Raw genomic sequence first — 19,289 nt, 5'->3', positions numbered from 1 at the left:
AGCTCGATCTCCGGACGCTGACGCAACTGGTGGACCACACCCACGTACAGGATCGGATCCGGGGCGTACACCGCCACCGTGACGCGCTGCACGGGAGAGGCGGTGCCGGTCCGGTGCGACCCCCGGGACTGGGAAGGGACCTGGACCGGGTCGGTGTCGAGCGGGGAGGGGGTCCTGTCGTTCTCGGCGCAAGGCATGGTGTCGGTACCTGTTCTGTGATGCGTGTCAGGGGTGCGGAGGAAGGCGGCCGTGCCGAGCGCGCACGGGAGGGCGTGGATGCCGCGGGGCCGGGGCAGGTATCGGCCGGAGAGCGCTCCCAGTGCGCGGCTGGAGACCAATGATCATAAGGAAAGGTGCAGTTGGCCGACGCCAGGGGGGCACCTGGGCTGCCCGGCGGGCTGCCCTCGCGTACCTGGAGGAGGGGTGTGCGGCGTCATAGCGTCGTGGTGTGACGTCCCCAGCAGCCTCCCCCAGCCCTGGCGCGCCCGGTGTCGACATCCCCCGGGTGTCGGTCATGCCCGGCGGCACCGCCACCACCACCCTCACCGTGCGCAACGACAGCGACATCGTCGAGGCGTACCAGCTCGAGGCGGTCGGCGACTGTGCTGCCTGGACCACGGTCGAGCCCGCACGCGTCTCGCTCTACCCCGGCACCTCGGAGACGGTGACGATCCGGCTGGATCCGCCGCGCTCGCCGCAGGTGCGGGCCGGGGACGTGCCGCTCGGCGTGCGCGTCCTGCCCACCGAGCACCCCGAGGCCGTACGGGTCCCCGAGACCGTCGTGCACATCGAGGAGTTCCGGGAGCTGCGCACTGAGATCGCTCCCAAGCGCCGCCGCGGCTGGCTGCGCGGCCGCTACCGCCTCGCCGTGCGCAACGACGGCAACACGCCCGTCCAGCTCGGCTTCACCCCCGCGCAGCCGGGTGAGGAGCTGAAGTTCGACTTCCGTCCCGGCGCCGTGAAGCTGGAGCCGGGCGAGACCGCCGAGGTCGGCCTGCGGGTGCGCACCGGCAGGCCGGTGTGGTTCGGCGCCCCCGTCGTCTGGCCCTTCACGGTGGCCACCGCCGAGACCGGCCGGCCCGAGGGCCAGGAGGAGCCGCAGGACCACACGGCCGTGCGGGCGCCGCTGGACGCGGAGTTCGTCCAGATACCGGTCTTCCCGAAGTGGCTGCTCGTCCTGCTCGCCGCGCTCCTGGCGCTGCTGCTGGCCTGGTTCCTGCTGGTGCGCCCGGCGGTGCGCAGCACCGCCAAGGAGGCGGCCGACGAGGCGGTGCAGAAGCGCCCGACCCCGAGCGCCGGCACCGGTACCGGCGACCAGGGCACCGGCGGCAGCGGCTCCGGCGAACAGCCGGGCGGATCGGGCCCGGGGAGCAAGCCCGGTACCGGCAGCGGCGGTTCGGGCACCGGGACCGGCACCGGCGCGGGTGGCGGCCAGAGTTCGGCCACCGTCGACGTCCAGACCGGCGGCGGCGAGGCCAAGACCGGCACCTACACGGTGCCCGCAGGCAAGTGGTTCGACATCACCGACATCGTCGTCGCCAACTTCCAGGGTGACGAAGGGGTGTTGACCATCAACTTCGGCGACCGAAAGATCACGACGATCGCCCTGGAGACGTTCCGCAACCAGGACTACCACTGGGTCACCCCCATCAGGATCACCGAGAACCAAACCGTGACCGCCCAGGTGACGTGCGCGAAGCCGGGCACTCCGGCCACGGGCCGCCAGGCGCAGCAGTGCCACGAGGTCCTGAACGTGAGCGGGGTGCTCGGCGACATCAGGTGAACCAGGCGACCCACCCATCGTCGTCCAGGTTCGCCACAGGGCAAAGGGGTGTCCACGGCGTGCCGTCCGGAAAACGATTCCCGGGAGGATCGCCGAGACACCCCCTTTGTCGCCGTACGTTCTGGTGTTGACGCACCAAACGCCGAGAACATGCCTACCGGCCGGTAGTTGTAGGCGCCCGCAAAGATGGCCTGATCCCTGCTGTTACCCCGGGATCAGTGCGTGGTGGCGGGCGCCGCCAACTGCTGGCCGTTCTCGCGCACCACGCGGGCCCCGGCCAGCGAGACGGTGTTGGGCAGCATCGCCTGCGGCCGCAGCAGGTCCTTCAGCAGGAAGGTCATCAACTCCGTGCCGCCCATGCCCTTCAGGCGCTCGGCGAGCTGCGGGTTCACCTGCTCGATGCGCTGGATCTCCACGATGGCCTTGTCGGCGAGCCCCGGCACGATGTCCCGGCCCATCAGGGTGTTGGACCGCAACGGCTCGGGCTTCACCACGGCGTCCTCCCCGGAGCCGTACGTCATGGTGCTGTACTGGTCGGCGAGGGCCTGGCTGAGCGCGTACATGATCTGCGCACCGCGCTCGGGGTCCGGCTCGGCCCGGCGCTCCTCGATCAGCTGCATCATGTCCAGGTGGTCCGCCCCCTGGCCCGCTCCGAGGTCGAACTTGCGGACCTGGTCGGTGAATTCGGGGCCGAAGCCCTCCTCGCGGGTCGGCAGCTTGCTCTGCGTGCGCGCCGGGTCGGCCGGGTCGGACCGCAGCGTCGGGTACTCGCGCTGGGCGAAGTCGCTGAGCATCAGCCAGCCCTCGCGCATCAGCGGCGACGACGCCAGCGGGATCTCGATGCGCACCGGGTCGTCACCGCCGAAGCGGGACCCGCGGAACGGGCTGTCCGGTGCCTCCAGGAAGAAGAACACGAAGCCCTCGTTGCCCAGGACGTGCTTGTCGTAGCCCTCCGAGGTGTTCTCCGCGTCCGGATCCCGCTTCAGCAGTTCGGTCTTGGACAGCACCTGCCCGCCGCCGAGCATCTGCGCGGCCCGGTCGGCCTGCGTGTAGTGGCACAGCACGCTCTGCTGCAGGGCGCTGGTGAGCTTGTTCCTGACGTCGCCCACCCAGTCGCGCTGCTGCCCGCCGCCCGCGATCTCCTTCGCCATCCCGGCGCGGTTCATCTCCGACAGCTCGCGGAAGTACTTCGCGCCCTCCATCTGGAAGGCCGCCGCGCTGTCCGCCCACTCGCCCCGCTTCCACAGCATGCCCGTGTCGGTCATCGCGTCGAACGGCGGGCGCGCCTCGTCGGGGAAGGCGTTGTCCCGCGCCAACTGGTTCGTCACCAGGTCGAGTTCGCCGTTGATCACCTGGAGGGCGGCGCCCAGGAAGCCCCGCAGGCCGCCCTCCGCCCCGTCCTGGGCGGGCGCGATGTCCATCTGGATGTCCGAGAGCGCCATCATGCAGTGCATCGGGTCGCGGTTGGTGTCGTCGTCGTACGCGGAGAAGGCCTGGCGCACCCGCGCCACCTGGGCGCTCTGGGGGCTCGGCTGGTTGCGCGTCCTGGCGATCAGCTGGCCCAGGAGCCCGCCCGCGGGCGGCGGGCTGGGAGGCAGCTGCGGCCCGATCTCGTCGAAGCCCTTGCGCTGCACCACGCCGGACCCGTGGTCGTGCCCGGAGGCCCCGGCCTCCTCCCCGGCCGCGCACCCCACCGGGGCGGGCCCCGCCATCACGCGCCGCGCGTTCGCCTCGGCCTCCCGCTCGAAGCGGTCACCGGGGTCGCTCACGCTCAGTCCGTCCCCGGTGTCGGTGCCCGACACCGGCCCCTGCCGCTGCTGGATGACGTGCGTCAGCTCGTGCGCCAGGGTGTGCTTGTCCCGCCCCGCGTCGGTCACCACGACGTGGCTGCCGGAGGTGTAGGCGCGCGCCCCGATCTCGGTGGCCGAGCGCTGGGCGACGGCGTCGGAGTGCACGCGTACGTCGGAGAAGTCCGCCCCGAGCCTGCCCTCCATCTCCGCGCGCACCGCCCCGTCCAGCGCCTTGCCCGGCGAGCGCAGCACCTGGTGCGCGGTCGCGCCGTCCTGGTCCGGCGCGCCGTCCACGCCGTCGCCCGCGGCCTGCCGGGCGGCGAGCATGCGGGTCACGGCCGCGTTGCCGGCGCTGCGCTGGAGCGCCAGCAGGCCCTCCGCCGACGGCGCCCCGGACGGACGCGCGGCGGCGTCCCTGGCCTGCGCCTCGGCGGCCTGGTCGCGGGCGGCTCTGCGCATGCGTGACGCCTCTCGGACGACGGAGCGGGGCGAGCGGTATGACCGGACCCCACTTGACTACCCCCGAACCGGTCACCCGCCCATGCCCGTTCGGGCAGATCCGGGGGAAGCGCCGCTGACCGCGCGGGACGTCACGTCGGCCCTTCGGGTGTACCGAAAACGCTGATCCTATGAAGAATGATGAAATCCATAACGGAGGTGCAGTTAAGGCCACTTAGGTACTTCTGATGAATGGCTTGGACGAACCCCGGCATGCCGAATTGCCGACGGTCCGATGATGCGCGATACGTCAACCTGTGTACGCCTCCGTCACCCTCCCGGAAGCCAGGTATGAGCAGACGTAGCAGCAGGAGCCGACTCAGGTCGCCGCTCACCGAACTCCTCGCCATCGCGATGATCAGCGGCTCGACGCTGCTGTGGACCAGTGCTCCGGCCAGCCCCCAGGGGAGCGGGGCGCACGCCGCCACCGCCGACTGCCCGTCCCCGCCGGAGTCGGGGGAGGACTCGGGGGAGGCGGAGAGCGCTCTCTCCGAGGCGCCCCCCGTCACGTGCGAGGACGGGGCGGAGGAGTCGGAGGACAGCCCGAGTCCGAGCCCGAGTCCGAGCTTCGGCCCCGGCGCCTCGGCGGACGCCACGGCCGGGGCGTCACCCTCCCCGAGCCGGTCGGCGGACCCCTCCGCGACCCCGTCCGCGATCCCGGCCGTGCCCGGGCGGGTAGGGACCCCCGCCCCCGGCAGCGTGCCGGTCCGCGAGAAGAGCCGGCTGCGCGTCGCCACCTCGGTGACCTCGCGCACGGCACGGGCCGGTGACACCGTCACGTACACCCTGGCGATCACCAACCCCCGTGCCACCGCCTACCGGGACGCCACCGTCGCCAGCGAACTGGGCGAGGTGCTGAGGAGCGCCGACTACCAGGGTGACGCCACCGCCGACAGCGGCCGGGTGGCCTTCACCGCGCCCCGGATCGTCTGGCACGGCGACGTCGCCGCCGGGCGCACCGTCACCGTGACCTACTCGGTGAAGGTCAAGCCGGGCGTCAGGGCCGGCGACCAGTTCGGCGTCCGGGCCACCGGGCCGGCGGACTCCACCTGCCCGCAGGGCGCGGTCGGCCCGGCGTGCACCACGCGGACCCACGTCCCGGGCCGCCTCGACATCAGGAAGACCACCGACAAGTCGGTGGTCCGCGCGGGCGACTACGTGATGTACACGCTCGACATCCACAACCCCGGCACCACCGACTACGCGGACGCCACCGTCGTCGACGACCTCTCGGGCGTGCTGGACAAGGGCGGCTACTACGACGACGCCGTGGCCAGCAGTGGTGAGGTGACCTACACGGAGCCCGAGCTGGTCTGGCACGGCGACGTGCCGGCGGGCGCCACCGTCGTCGTCGGCTACACCGTGCGGCTCAAGGACGGGGCCCGGGGCAAGCTCACCAACCGGGTCTTCGGCCCGGACGACTCCAACTGCACGAAGGAGCGGCCCGGTCCGGACTGCTCGACGGCGACGGTGATCGAGGAGCAGCCGAAGGCCAAGCACCCGGCCACGGGGGCACCCCGGCAGACTGCCAGTGCCAGTGCCAGTGCCAGTGCCAGTGCCAGTGCCAGTGCGTCGGTTTCGGCTTCCGCGCCCCCGGCGGCTTCGCCGTCCGCCCCCGCCTCCGCCGCTTCCCCGTCGGCGTCCCCCTCCACCACCACGTCCCCCTCGCCCTCCGCGTCGGCGGTTCCCGGCGCCCCGGGCAGCCGTGGCGAGGCGGCGGCCGTGCCGTTCGGCGTCCCGTGCCCGCCCGGGGTCGACGGCTCCGGCTGCGTGCCCGAGGAGCAGGCGGCCTCGCTGAGCCTGAAGAAGTACGCGGACCGTGCCACGGCCCGCCCCGGCCAGGTCGTCACGTACACCCTGACCCTCACCAACAACCGCGCGGTGGACGCCAGGAACACGGTCGTCTTCGAGGACCTGAGCGGGCTGCTCGGCTCGGCCCGCTACAACGGCGACGGCGCGGCGGACTCCGGCGCGGTCTCGTACGTGTCGCCCCAGCTGATGTGGACCGGTGACATCGCGGCCGGGGACACCGTCACCGTCACCTACTCGGTCACCGCGGGCGCGGGGATCAAGGACAGGCGCACCCTGACCAACGTGCTGACGAGCCCCGAGAACACCAACTGCCCCAAGCCGGTGGGCGCCCAGGACGTCATGTCCGTCGACCCGGGCTGCACCACGACCACGGTCGTCCAGGCGGCCCCCGACGCGGACGCGGAGGAGGAGGACACCGAGGTGTTCGGGGAGACCGAGCCCGAGGAGGAGCCGATCGACACGGTCGACGACGGCGCCGGTCGGGCTCCGGAGCGCCAGGCCCCGCCGGCCAGGGCCGAACTGCCCGACACCGGCGTCGACACCACGGTGCTCGCCGGGACCCTGGCCTCGCTGCTTCTCTGCGGCGGTGGCGGGATCGTGCTGGCGTCCCGCCGCTACCGCCGGGACTGAGCCCCCGGGCGTACGGAGAAGGGCGGGGACCGGTCACCACCGGTCCCCGCCCTTCTCCGTGTCCCGCTCGGCGCCCCGCTCAGCGGGCCAGCGGCTCCAGGTGCCACGCCTTGATCCGCGCCACCGCGCCCGCGCCGTCCGGCGCCCGGTCGATCCGGGTGCGCACGGTGAGGAGGTGGGAACGGCCCGCCAGTTCGACCCGGGCGGTCAGGCGGGCGCCCGTCGGCCGCTCCCCGTACCCCTCGACCTCGACCGCGGCCCTGTCCTGCCAGCCGATCCGGGTGCCCGGGGTGAACTCGGCGGGGAGCGGTACGCCGGGGGCGAGGCGGTGCCACCACTCCGGGCGGTCCTCGGCCAGGGCGCGCAGCGCGGCGCCGACCACCCGCACCGAGGCCCGCTCGACCTGGAGCGGGTGCGGGCCCTGCCGGTAGGCCTCGTCCAGCTCTCGGCTGACGCTGAGCCTGCCCAGCGGCATCCCGGTGCGCTCCGGGGCGAAGTCCTCGGCGCGGGTGCCCGGGGGCAGCTCGGGCACCACCCGGGGCCAGACGGCCGCGGGCGCCGGTGCGGCGGCCCGGTCGGCGGTGGCCGCCTCGCGGACGAGCCGCGCGCTGACCACGTACCGCTCGTCGCTGGGGAACAGTGCGCCGATCGGCCAGCAGGTGACGAGTTTGAGCTCGGGCTTCTCCGAATGCCGCACCGGATGGCCCGACTTGACTACCTGAGTGCCCGTCACCTCGTAGGTCCAGGTGCGGCAGGCACCCTGGACCTCGACGGTGTCCCCGGGCCGCAGCCGGTCCAGCTCGTTGAAGTAGGTGATGTCGTGCCCCTCCAGGACGGTCGTGCCGCCCTGGTCCGGCCACCTGCTGTCGGGCAGGTGCCCGACGGCGCGGTCGAGCGTGGCCCGGTCCGCCCCTTCGAGGACCGCCGTGCGCAGCCCGGTGCGCGGCACGTGCAGCACCGCGTGCGGCGCGTCCGCGCGGGCGATCCGGGAGGGCGGCAGCTGGGAGCAGTCGTCCGGGGCGCCGAAGGCGGGCGCGTCGGCGGCCGTGGCGCCCTCGTCCCACATCCGGGTCAGCCGGGTGCTGGACGCGGTCCAGTCGGCGTCGAACCGCATCGCGTGCCCCATGGTCACCACGCCCGCGGCGAGGAGCGTGACGGCGGCCGTGGTGGTGGCGGCGCGGCGCCACACGAACCGGCGCGGCGCGGTGGCCGTCCGCCCCTCGCGCCCCGGCCGCTCCACGACCGGGACCCGCAGGTCGAGCGGCCGGTAGCGGATGACCACGGTCGGCACCGACCGCAGGACGTACTTGATGCCCGGCACGTGCCGGACGCCCGGCAGCGGGCCCAGGTAGCGGGCCTTGTACGGCTGGGGGACGTACCGCCGCTGCCGGCGCACGCGCGGCTCGGCGAGGTAGAAGGTGCGCGCGTCCAGGCGCACGCGGACCCGCGGCGCCGGAAGGGGCGCGGGACTGCTGGGCTCCGACGCCGACAACCCGCAGTGCGCGCAGCACTGCGGGCCGGTCGACGTGGGATCGATCGAGCCGTCGATCACCGTGTCATGCCTCTCGGTCTGTCGTCCGTACGGGAGGTCAGGCGACGGTCCCGGGGCGGCGTCCTCTGCCGCCCACGGCGCCGCACAGCAGCGCGGTACCGGCGGCCAGGGCCAGCCCGGCACCGACCAGTTCGGGGGTGAGCGGCACCCCGGTGTGCGCCTTGGTGGCGCCCTCGATGGGGGTCCCGGCCACCGGCGGGTGCGCCGCCCGGGCGTGCGGCGCGGCGCCACCGGGCTTGCCGTCGCTGACGGCGGCGGTGGCCGGCGCGGGCGCCACGATGACCAGGTCGGGGGTGCCGTTGACCTTCAGCCGCGCCGAGCCCTCGGAGAAGCTGGCGCGCTGCTCGGCGGGCTTGGTCAGGTTCAGCTGCACGGCCTTCTGGCCCTGGTGCAGGCGCTCGCCCGTGACGGTCAGCTCCAGCGGCTTGGCGAACTTGCCGCGCACCGAGGAACCGTCGCTCTTGTACGCCTTGACGCCGACGGCCGCCAGGGTGCGGTAGCCGGAGTACCCGGCCCGGCCGAGACCGCCGTCCAGGGCGCTGGTGTCGGCGGTCGTCATGCGCACCTCGGTGGGCTGCGCGAACGCGCCCTCGGGGACGTGCAGGCGCGCGGTGCCGCCGTTGATGGTGCCCGAGATCGTGCCGCCGGAGCGGTCGATGACCCGGCTGGCCACGACCCGGGCGGCGGGGGTGGCCGCCGCCTCGTGCGGGGACATGGCCAGCGCGGCGGGCGCGGACAGGGTGCCTGCGCCCGCGACGAGGACCGCGGTGGTGACGAGCTTGTTCATGGGTGTTCCTGCCTTTCCAGGGGGTTCGGGGCTCACCGGGAGTCGCGGGTGGCGCGGCTGAGGTCGGTGCGCAGTTCGTACAGCTCGGCGGAGAGCCCGGCGAAGCGGGAGTCGATGTCGACCAGGTCCCCCTCGGAGCCGAGCAGTTCGCAGTCGAGCAGGTCCGCGCCCAGCAGCTCGGAGTCGAGCAGCTCGGAGCTCAGCAGGTCCGAGCCGAGCAGGTCGGAGCCGTGCAGCTCGGGGTCGAGCGGGGCGGTCTCCTTGAAGTCCTCGAAGTCGTCGAGGTTCTCGAAGGAGAACGCGCTCTCCAGGCTCTCCAGCGCGGTGTCGAGCGCGACCTCGGCGTCGCGGTCGTCGCCGTGGAAGGTCTCGTTGTCGTCGCTCATGGCGGGGGTCCTTTCCGGGGGAGTGGGCAGGTCGTGCACGGGCGTGGTGATCGGTTCGGGGGGCGTGCCGTCCGCGTCGCGGCGCCGGCGGCGGGCGGCCAGCGCGCCCGCGCCGGCGAGGCCCGCGAGGACCGACCCCGCGCCGACGGACAGGTACAGGGCGGTACGGTCCGGCGGGGCGCCGTCGGCGGCGGGCGCGGCGACGCGCACCTCGGCGCGGCAGGCGCGGTCGGCACCGGACGGGGTGCACGGGCCGGACGCCAGCTCGCTGGCGGCCCACACGGTCAGCCGCCGCGGCTGGGCGCCGGGCCGGGGGGCGAGGTCGGCGGCGAAGGTGACGGTGGCGCTGTGCCCCGCGGCCAGCGGTCCCGTCCAGACCAGGTGCCGGCCCATGAAGGCGGTGGTGCCCGAGGTGGCGCGCACCCGGACCGGACGGGCCCCGGCGGCGAGCAGGTCGGCCAGGTCGATGTCGAAGGTCGCCGGATCGCTGCCGGTCCAGGCGCCGCCGCCCACGTTGCGCGCGCTCACCTCGAAGACGGTGGGTGCCTCGCCGGTGACCTCGTGCGGGCTGGCCCGGACGGTGAGTTCGAGGCCGCGCAGCCGTACGGGGGCGGCGGCGCGGGGCAGCGTCAGCTCGTGCCGCCCGACCTCGCGGTGGACGGTGGTGCTGAAGTGCACCCGGGTGCGCTCGCCGGGGGCGAGGCTGCCGTTCCAGTGCAGGGCCCGGCCGCGCACGACCGCCCGGCCGGGACCGGAGACGACCGGCGCGCCGGCCAGGTCGGCCGAGGCGAGGACGCCGGAGAGGTCGACGTCCAGCCGGGCGGGTGCGCCCGGACGCCCGGCGGGGCCGCTGAGCTCGACGACCCAGCCGACCGTGTCGCCCGGGCCCGCGACGGCGGCGTCGGCCGTCACCCCGCTCACGCGCGGCGCCGCGTCCCGTACCGGCGCGTCCGTCGGCACCGCGGGTGCCGCGGTGGCGTGGGCGGCCTGGGGACCGCCGTCGGCCGACCACACGGCGCCCGCGGCCAGCACCACGCCGGCGACCCGCAGCGCGCGGTTCAGTCCGCTCTGCACGGCGCCTACTTGACCGGCTCGGACGGCTCCGGGGAGCCCGCCGGGCCGGGTACCTGGGGGGCCTCGGCGACGGCCGCGTAGCAGACCTCGTTCCAGTCCTTCTCCCCGGCGGCGTCCTGTCCGGCGCCCGCGACCGCCTGGGCGGGCACCTTCACCTCGGTGGCGGGCTTCTTGCGGCGCAGCAGCAGGAACGCCAGGCCGGCCAGCAGGGCCAGCGCCGCGCTCACGCCCAGCACGGCGGTGGTCCACGAGACCCGGCCGGGGAGCGCGACGCCGTCCATGTCGGTGGCGCAGACCGGCTCGTCGCCCTCGGCGCACGCCACCAGGGCGAGCCGGTCGACCCCGGCGGGCCTGGCGCCCACGTGCCCCTTCAGGGTGAGCACCCGGCGGGCCTCGGGGGCGGTGCGCACCGTCCACGACACCTGGCCGCCCTTGCGGACGCCGCCCGCGTCGGCGGAGTCGAAGCGCAGGCCCTGGGGGAGCGTGGCGTCCACCGTGGTCGCGAGGTCGGAGGTGGCGCTCTGGTTCTCCACGGTGATGCGGTACGTCACGTCGGTGCCCTCGGTCACCTGGGAGAGCCCGTTGTCCACGGAGACGGCGGGCTTGGTCTCCGTGGGCAGCGCGGCGCTCTCCAACTGGCCGAAGCCCGGCAGGGGTTCGGGCCCGTCGGCGGCGGCCGCCAGACCTGCGGAGCCGTACCACGCGGTGGCGAGCACCGCGAGGGCGAGGGCCGCGGCCGCCGCGAGCCCCCCGAAGCGGGCCAGTGAGTGGGAGCGCATTTCTCTCCTTCGGATCGACTCCGTGCGCACGGCCCTTTCCGGGTCCGGCGGGCGTCAACTTACTGACGCGCAATGCCACTCACGGGTAGGCGTGAATATGAACCACCTGCCTGGCGGAATGGATGTGCAATATTGATATTGGCGTCAATTAAGCGGATCGGATCCGGGTGGTGATAAATCAGGAAAGCAGAAGGAAGCCCCGCATCTCCCTCTCGCGAGGTCCTGGAAATGCGGGGCCGGAATGCGGGTCTTTCTTGTGCTGAGATTTTCTGACGTTATGCGGACCGGTCAGGAGGCCGGGGCCACCAGCGGCATGCACTCGGCCATGACCGGCTGGACGAGCGTGAACATGCGCTGGAGCGTCTCGTCGCTCATCTGCTGACCCGCCTTCGCCATGGTGCCGTTGAGCTTCTCGATGTCGGCGTTGTCGGGGTCCTGGCCCGCGGAGAGCTTGGCCAGGAAGGCGTCGACGTCCTGCCGTGCGGACTGCTGGGTCTCCGCGTCCACGCCGTCGCCCAGCTCCTCCAGGGAGTTCGAGAGGTCCTGCACGCTCTTCTGGCAGGAGGCGCGGTCGAAGGCCGCGGGGGCGGCGAAGGACGTGGTCGCGGAGCCGCTGACGAGGACGAGGCCGGTCAGCAGCACGGCACAGGTGCGCATGTGCACGAGGGGTCGTTCCTTTCCTGGGGGCGACGCGGATGTGGTCTCCGCGTCATGCGGGACATTTCACGCGACAAACGGGTGCCAACCCCGGGAACGACTCGGCCGACCTGGCCGGAGCGCATTCACTCAGCTCATCACACCAAGCGCGACGAAGCTATTCGGAGCAACAAACGCCACGGAAAGGTGGAGAGGGCGCGGCGTGGCGATCTTGGTAGCTGCTCAGCGGATAAGCAGGGCCCGGTCCGGTGCCGTTCCGGTCGCCGGGTCCCCTGTTTCTCACTGACAGCAGGAGATATTTTGCCAACCTCTTCACCACCTGCCGTGCCCCACGGCAGAGGGCTCACGAGACGGGCCGGCACCCTAGGGGTGCTGATGCCGCTCGTGGCCTCCAGCCTCGGCCTCGCGGCCGCGCCCTGGGCGCACGCGGCCGACGCGGGCGACGGCTCCGTCAAGGTGCGCGTCGTGCGCGAGGTGAACGCCAACGGCCGCTGGGACAGCGTCCTCGAACCCGGTATGAACCAGGTCGAGGTCCGCCTCACGGACGACGCGGGCACCACGCTCACCGGGAAGACCGGCCCGGACGGCACGGTGACGTTCAACCCGGCCACGGCCAGCCCCTCCCTCAAGGGGGGCAAGTACCGGGTGCAGGTCATGAACCCCCGCCCGGGCACGCTGTTCTCGGCGTTCGCCGACCACCAGGGGCTGCTGCGCGCCAACCCGACGTACCTCACCAGCACCGAGGAGTTCGTCGACCTCACGGGCGGCAACAACGTCGAGTTCACCACGGCGTTCTGGAACCCCTCGGACTACTGCCAGAAGAACGCCCCGCTGGCCACCGCGTGCCACCGCAGGGACGTGAAGGAGGGTCCGGCCGACCCGGACTCGCACACGCTGGTGACGTTCCCGTACAACGCGCGGGGCTACAAGGACCAGACCACGGTCCTCGCCCAGCACACCCAGACCGGCACGGTCTACGGGATCGGCTACAGCAAGCAGAAGAAGTGGATCTTCTCGGGCGCCTTCGCCCGCCGCGGATCCGGCTACGGGCCCGACGGTGCGGGCGCGATCTACCTGACCGACCGGGCCACCGGGCAGACGACGCTGTTCGCCCAGGTGCCCAACGCCGGCAGCACGGCGCACCAGATCGCCACCGACCAGGACCTGCCGTTCGCCCCCGCGGTGAACAAGGAGTCGCTCGGCGACATCGACGTCAGTGACGACGGCAAGTACCTGTACGCGATCAACCTGAACGACAAGAAGCTCTACCGCTACGACGCCACCCAGAAGACGGGCGCGTCGCCGGAGTCCTGGGACATCCCGAGCGCGAACTGCTCGAACGCCACCGACTGGCGTCCGGGCGCGATCGGCTTCAACTCCGACACCGGGACCGTCTACGTCGGCGGCGTCTGCTCCGGAGAGTCCTCGCAGAACCGCGACGACATGCGCGCGGTCGTGCAGACCTTCGACCCGGTGGCCAAGTCCTTCACCGGGACCATCCTGAACGACCGCCTGGACTACCCCAAGCAGGTGGCGGACACCGTCGCGGGCGGCTGCTTCGGCGGCGCCTGGTACCCGTGGTCGGACAGGTGGCGCGCCAAGCAGGTGCAGTACCACCTGCCGAGCCAGCCCGAGCACACCTGCCCGCCGGGCACGCGCACCTCGTACCCGCAGCCGTTCATGGGCGACATCATCCAGGAGATCAACGGGGACCTGGTCCTCGGCTTCCGGGACCGCTACGCCGACATGGGCGGCTGGCCGATGTACGACCGCAACGACGCGGGCGCGCGGTTCAACGACTACCGCGCCTCGGGCGGTGACATCGTCCGCGCCTGCGTGGTGGGCGAGAACCGCTACCAGATGGACCCCAACGGCGCCTGCAAGAACAACTCGACGGACGCGCGCGTCCGGGAGTACTACTCGGGCGACACCCGCGCGGGCTACCACCCCGAGGCCGCCTTCGCGGGCATGGCGCTGTCGAAGGTCGAGGAGACCATCGCCACGTCGGGCGTGGACCCGAACAACGCGACGTACACGACCGGCACGATGTTCATCAACCGCACCACCGGTGCGGGCGACGGCGGCAACGGCCAGGCGATCACGTTCGGCAAGGGCTCCGGCATGGCGGACCTGGAGGTCCTCTGTGACGAGGCGCCGATCCAGATCGGCAACCGCGTCTGGTACGACGTCGACAAGGACGGCATCCAGGACCCGGGCGAGAAGCCGGTCCCGGGCGCCACGGTCAACCTGTACGACAAGAACGGCACGCTCGTCGCCACCACGCGGACGACCAGCCGTGGTGAGTACTACTTCGACAACTCCAACGTCCCCGGTGGCCTGAAGTTCGAGACGCAGTACACGATCAAGATCGACAACCCGGCCGACTACCAGCAGGGCGGACCGCTCTACGAGTGGACCGTCACCAAGAACGACGCCGGCACGAACGACTTCATCGACTCCGACGGCAAGGTCCCGGCCGGGGGCAAGTACCCCGAGCACACCATCACCACGGGCAAGGCCGGCCAGGACAACCACACGTACGACTTCGGCTACAACCAGGTCAAGCCGGACATCGACATCGTGAAGAAGGACGAGGCGACCAACTCGGACGCCAACACCGAGGACACGAAGGTCGTCCTGCCGGACACCAAGGAAAAAACCCTCTACATGGACATCACCAACAACGGCACCGAGCCGCTGGTGAAGGTCGAGGTGGGGGACATCGTCACCAAGGGTGACGCGAAGATCAAGGACCTGAAGTGCAACTGGCCCGACGGGACCAGCAGTTCGGACCCGACCGGTGCCAAGGTGCGCTGGGACAACACCTTCGCCACCCCGCCGGACAAGCCCAAGTCCCGCTTCGCCGTGGGTGCGACGTACAAGTGCACCGCGACGCTGTACAACCTCAAGCCGGGCGTCCTGCACGGTGACAACTCGCGGGTCGACGGCGAGGGCGAGTTCAGCGGCAAGGCCGTGAAGGACGAGGACCCCTGGCACGGCGAGCCGCTCGCGGGCCTGAACGTCGTCAAGATCGACGCCAAGACCAAGCAGCCCATCGCCGGCGCCGAGTTCCAGCTGTGGAAGGAGACGAACGGCACCGACGGCCTCCAGATGGACGGGACCACCCCGGACACCAAGGTCGGCACGCCCCTCACCACGGGCGCGAACGGCGTCGCCACCGTCCAGAAGCTCGAACTGGGCACGTACTACTGGCAGGAGACCAAGGCCCCCAAGGACAAGGACGGGAAGGACTACCCCCTCCCGAAGAACCCGGTCTTCGGCCCCATCGTCCTGACCAAGGACAACGCCGAGAGCGGCGCCTCGCTCACGGTCGAGAACGCCCAGCCGGACATCGACATCAAGAAGAAGGACGAGGAGACCAACTCCGACGCCAACACGGAGGCGGAGAAGGTCAAGATCCCGGACACCCGGGAGAAGACCCTCTACATGGACATCACGAACAACGGCACCGAGCGGTTGTTCAAGATCGAGGTCGGCGACGTCATCCTCAAGGGCGACGCGAAGATCAAGGACCTCAAGTGCAACTGGCCCGACGGCACCAGCAGCACCGACCCCTCGGGTCAGAAGGTCCGCTGGGACGCCACCTGGCCGGCGAACCCGAGCGACCCCAAGAGCAAGCCCGCCAAGTACTTCGAGATCGGTGCGACCTACAAGTGCACCGCGACGCTGTACAACCTGAAGCCGGGCGTCCTGCACACGGACGAGACCACGGTCGAGGGCGAGGGCGAGTTCAGCGGCAAGTCCGTCAAGGACAAGGACCCGTGGAACGGTGAGCCCCAGGCGAGCCTCAAGGTCCTGAAGGTCGACGCCAAGACCAAGCAGCCGCTGGCCGGCGCGGTCTTCCAGCTGTGGCGCGAGACCAACGGCACCGACGGCCTGCAGATGACCGGCGCCACGCCGGACACCAAGGTCGGCGGCGAGATCACCACCGGTGCGGACGGCCTGGCGACGGCGGAGAAGCTGGAGCTCGGCACGTACTACTGGCAGGAGGTCAAGGAGGCGGACCCGAAGTACGCCAAGCCGCTCAACCCGATCTTCGGCCCGATCGTCCTGACCAAGGACAACGCCGCCCAGGGCGGCCAGATCACGGTGGAGAACCACAAGCCGGAGATCGACATCGTCAAGAAGGACGAGGCGACCAACTCCGACGCCAACACCGAGGCCGACAGGGTCATCCTCCCGGACACCCGGGAGAAGGTCCTGTACATGGACATCACCAACAACGGCACCGAGCCGCTGGTGAAGATCGAGGTCGGCGACGTCGTCACGCGCGGCGACGCCAAGATCAAGGACCTCAAGTGCAACTGGCCCGACGGCACCAGCAGCACCGACCCGTCCGGCCAGAAGGTCCGCTGGGACAACACCTGGTTCACCAAGCCCGACAAGCCGAAGTCCCGCTTCGAGGTCGGCGCGACGTACAAGTGCACCGCGCTGCTCTACAACCTCAAGGCCGGCGAGATCCACGGTGACAACTCCACCGTGGACGGCGAGGGCGCGATCAGCGAGCGCAGCGTCAAGGACGAGGACCCGTGGCACGGCGAGCCGCCGGCCGGGGACGTCAAGGTCCTGAAGATCGACGCGAAGTCCAAGAAGCCGCTCGCGGGCGCCAAGTTCCAGCTGTGGCGCGAGACCAACAAGGTCGACGGCCTGCAGATGACCGGCGCCACGCCGGACACCAAGGTCGGCGGCGAGGTCACCACCGGCGCCGACGGCAACGCCGCCGTCGCCAAGGTCGAGTACGGCACGTACTACTGGCAGGAGACCGCGGCACCTGGCGGCTACGCCCTGCCCGACCCGGCGGTCTTCGGCCCGCTGGTGCTGAGCAAGGAGAACGCCACGGCCGGGGCGCAGGCCACGGTCGAGAACGCGCCCAACGAGATCACGGTCGTCGGTCGCATCCGGGTCCTGAAGACGGACGCCAAGACCAAGAAGCCGCTGGGCGGCGCCGAGTTCCAGCTCTGGCGCGAGACCAACGGCACGGCCGGGCTCCAGATGGCCGGCCCGCTGGCGGACACCCGGGTCGGCACGCCGATCACCACGGGCTCCGACGGCATCGCCGAGGTCAACACCTCCGTGCTCGGCACGTACTACTGGCAGGAGACCAAGGCTCCCAAGCGGCCCGACGGCAAGGAGTACGCCCTGCCCAAGCCGCCGGTCTTCGGACCGCTGGAGCTGACCGCGGCCAACGCCGCCGCCGGTGTCACGGTCACGGTGGAGAACCACCTCCCCGACATCGACATCGAGAAGGAGGACAAGGCCACCGGCAAGGACGCCGACACCGACAAGGACAAGGTGATCGCCCCGGACACCCGGACGCGGACCATCTCGTACACGGTGACGAACAACGGCACCGAGCCGGGCATCAAGGTCGAGGTCCAGGACCGCGTCACGCGCGGCAAGGCGAAGGTCTCCAACCTCCGCTGCTTCTGGCCCGACGGCACCACCAGCTTCGACCCCAGCGGCCGCTACGTGCGCTGGAACAACACCTGGCCGGTCGGTACGGCCAAGCCCAGGACCCGCTTCGCCGTGGGCGCGTCGTACAAGTGCACCTCCCTGCTGACCGGCCTGCAGGCCGGCGAGGTCCACAAGGACGACTCCCGCGTCGACATGGAGGGTGAGATCTCCGGCAAGCACGTCGACGACAAGGACCCCCTGATCGTCAAGCCGCCGGCCCGCATCTCGATCCTCAAGCGGGACGCCAAGACGGGCAAGCCCCTGATGGGCGCGGTGTTCGAGCTGTGGCGCGAGACGAACGGGATCCGGGGCTACCAGCCCTCGGACACCCGCGTCGGCCGCGGCAAGGCCACCGACGGCAAGGGCGCCGTCTCCTTCAAGATCCCGCGCGCCGGCACGTACTACCTGTACGAGCGGTCGGTCCCGGGCGGCTACCAGCTGCCCAGGAAGCGGTCCTTCGGGCCGTACGTGGTCAGGGAGAACACCCGTTACGACGCGGTCGTGCGGCTGACCAACAAGCCGCACGAGAACCACAAGAAGAAGTAGCCCGTCGTAGTCAGCGGTATCAGCAGTAAGCGCCGCGAGGCGTGAAAGAGGGCGGCCTTCCCGGATGACCGGGGAGGCCGCCCGTCTTCGTGCGCCGGTCAGTCCGCCGCGTCCGGGTCCTCGACCACCGGGATGCCCGAGGAGCCGAAGCCCTCGGCGACCAGGAGGTCCTCGGCGGCCTCGGCGGCGGGGCCGGAGACCTCCGAGGGGGAGGCCGCGCGGTTCTGTGGCTTGCGGCCGTAGATGTAGAGCCGGTCGCCGATGTCCAGCAGCCGGTAGAGCCGCTGGGCGTCGCGCACGTACATGTTGACGCAGCCGCCCGAGCCCGACTCGAAGAGGTCCTTGTACGTGCCGTGCAGTGCCTGGCCACCGTTGAAGAACTGCGAGTACGGCATCGGGGCGCCGTCGTAGATCGTGGAGAAGAACGTCCGCTTCTTGTCGTAGACCGACTGCCAGCCGGTCCGCGTCTCCAGGCCCTTGCGGCCGCTGCGGATCGGCACGGGGCCGAAGACGATCCTGCGGCCCTTCTGCACCCACAGCACCTGCCGACCCAGGTCCACGCAGGTGACGCGGAAGGAGCGCACCGGGCAGCGCTTGCGCTGGTTCGGGTCCCTGCGGACGTCGTCCACCAGGGCCAGCCGGAACGTCTTCTGGTCGGCCGCGCCCTTCGCGGGGGAGATGCCCAGGCGCTTCTGGAGCCGCTGGATCGCCCGGCAGTCGGCCGTCGACATCTCGCCGTCCTGGCGCAGCTTGAGCCGCTTCTCCAGCTGCCACTGGTACGGGCCGGTGTCGGCGTTGCAGGCGGGCTTGGGACGCACCGGTTTGGGCTTCGGTTTCGGCTTGGGTTTGGGCTTGGGCTTGGGTACGGGCTTGGGCTTCGGCTTCGGGACGGGCTTGGGGACCGGCTTCGGTGTCGGCTCCGGGACCGGGACCGGGGGCGGTGTCGGCTTCGGCTTCGGTTTCGGGACCGGCTTGGGTTTGGGCTTCGGCTTCGGCTTGGGTTTCGGGACCGGCTTGGGCTTGGGTTTCGGTGTCGGCGTGCGTCCGGCCGCGAGGAGCCGCTGGAACGTCCGCTCGTCCGCCGCGCCGTCCGCGGGCGTGATTCCGAGCCGCCGCTGCGCCGCCTGGATCGCCCGGCAGTCCGCCGCCGACATCTGGCCGTCCCTCGGCAGCCCGAGGAGGTGCTCGACCTGCCACTGGTACGGGCCCGTGGTCGCCGTGCACGCGTCGGCCGCCCGGACCACCGCGCCCCCGGCGGACGCCCCGCCGTCGGCGAGGACCGGTCCCGTGCCGGAGACGGCCGTGCCCAGTGCGGTGGCCAGCACCAGCGCCCAGCGCGTCCCGCGCCGCCACCTGACCACCGTCCGTACGTCTGCCACCTGTGCTCCCGGGTCGTCCGCGTCGTGCACCACCTCGTCCCAGAGGTAGCCGCCCGGGTGACGGACCGCCACCGAAGGTAGGCCGAAGGGCCGGTAGGGGCGTCCGGGCGGCGCCCGGACGGGGCCAGTCGGATCATCCGG

Annotated in this window: 10 protein-coding genes and 1 pseudogene; 3 read left to right on the top strand and 8 right to left on the bottom strand. The window is 71.8% G+C overall.

Annotated features, from left to right (window positions below; all coding sequences use genetic code 11):
• Positions 1 to 197 (bottom strand): annotated as a pseudogene (locus ABT160_RS38040) (hypothetical protein); the annotation flags it as partial.
• Positions 198 to 514: 317 nt separating this feature from the next.
• On the opposite strand from ABT160_RS38040, the gene ABT160_RS38035 reads away from it, so the two are divergent.
• The gene (locus ABT160_RS38035) at positions 515 to 1,783 is read left to right on the top strand and encodes a COG1470 family protein (RefSeq protein ID WP_351652900.1); all 1,269 of its coding nucleotides are present in this window, start codon (positions 515 to 517) and stop codon (positions 1,781 to 1,783) included.
• Between the two features lie 215 nt (positions 1,784 to 1,998).
• Here the strand turns inward: ABT160_RS38035 and ABT160_RS38030 are convergent, their stop codons facing one another.
• The gene (locus tag ABT160_RS38030; RefSeq protein WP_351652898.1) at positions 1,999 to 4,032 is read right to left on the bottom strand and encodes an eCIS core domain-containing protein; all 2,034 of its coding nucleotides are present in this window, start codon (positions 4,030 to 4,032) and stop codon (positions 1,999 to 2,001) included.
• Positions 4,033 to 4,362: 330 nt separating this feature from the next.
• Here ABT160_RS38030 and ABT160_RS38025 point away from each other — a divergent pair, with 330 nt between their 5' ends.
• Positions 4,363 to 6,513: a DUF7927 domain-containing protein gene (locus tag ABT160_RS38025; RefSeq protein ID WP_351652896.1), complete on the top strand. Its 2,151-nt coding sequence runs from the start codon at positions 4,363 to 4,365 to the stop codon at positions 6,511 to 6,513.
• 79 nt (positions 6,514 to 6,592) lie between these two features.
• Here the strand turns inward: ABT160_RS38025 and ABT160_RS38020 are convergent, their stop codons facing one another.
• From ABT160_RS38020 to ABT160_RS38000, 5 genes are all read right to left on the bottom strand, one after another.
• Positions 6,593 to 7,951, bottom strand: a complete 1,359-nt coding sequence (locus tag ABT160_RS38020) for a class D sortase (RefSeq protein ID WP_351652894.1) — start codon at positions 7,949 to 7,951, stop codon at positions 6,593 to 6,595.
• 151 nt (positions 7,952 to 8,102) lie between these two features.
• Positions 8,103 to 8,852: a hypothetical protein gene (locus ABT160_RS38015; protein ID WP_351652892.1), complete on the bottom strand. Its 750-nt coding sequence runs from the start codon at positions 8,850 to 8,852 to the stop codon at positions 8,103 to 8,105.
• 32 nt (positions 8,853 to 8,884) lie between these two features.
• Positions 8,885 to 10,312, bottom strand: coding sequence for a hypothetical protein (locus ABT160_RS38010; protein WP_351652890.1), 1,428 nt, complete (start codon positions 10,310 to 10,312; stop codon positions 8,885 to 8,887).
• 5 nt (positions 10,313 to 10,317) lie between these two features.
• Positions 10,318 to 11,091: a hypothetical protein gene (locus ABT160_RS38005; RefSeq protein ID WP_351652888.1), complete on the bottom strand. Its 774-nt coding sequence runs from the start codon at positions 11,089 to 11,091 to the stop codon at positions 10,318 to 10,320.
• A gap of 288 nt (positions 11,092 to 11,379) precedes the next feature.
• Positions 11,380 to 11,754, bottom strand: coding sequence for a hypothetical protein (locus ABT160_RS38000; protein ID WP_351652886.1), 375 nt, complete (start codon positions 11,752 to 11,754; stop codon positions 11,380 to 11,382).
• A 369-nt stretch (positions 11,755 to 12,123) separates the two neighbouring features.
• Between ABT160_RS38000 and ABT160_RS37995 the strand changes: the two genes are divergently transcribed.
• Positions 12,124 to 17,769: a SpaA isopeptide-forming pilin-related protein gene (locus tag ABT160_RS37995; protein ID WP_351652884.1), complete on the top strand. Its 5,646-nt coding sequence runs from the start codon at positions 12,124 to 12,126 to the stop codon at positions 17,767 to 17,769.
• 98 nt (positions 17,770 to 17,867) lie between these two features.
• Here ABT160_RS37995 and ABT160_RS37990 read toward each other — a convergent pair whose 3' ends face one another.
• Entirely contained in the window at positions 17,868 to 19,220 is a 1,353-nt protein-coding gene (locus ABT160_RS37990) for a L,D-transpeptidase (RefSeq protein WP_351652883.1), read from the bottom strand.
• Positions 19,221 to 19,289 lie beyond the last annotated feature (69 nt).

The organism is Streptomyces sp. NPDC001941, assembly GCF_040296945.1.
GTDB lineage: Bacteria > Actinomycetota > Actinomycetes > Streptomycetales > Streptomycetaceae > Streptomyces.
Note: the sequence above shows the minus strand (reverse complement) of the source record. Positions and strands in the feature narration are given on the sequence as shown.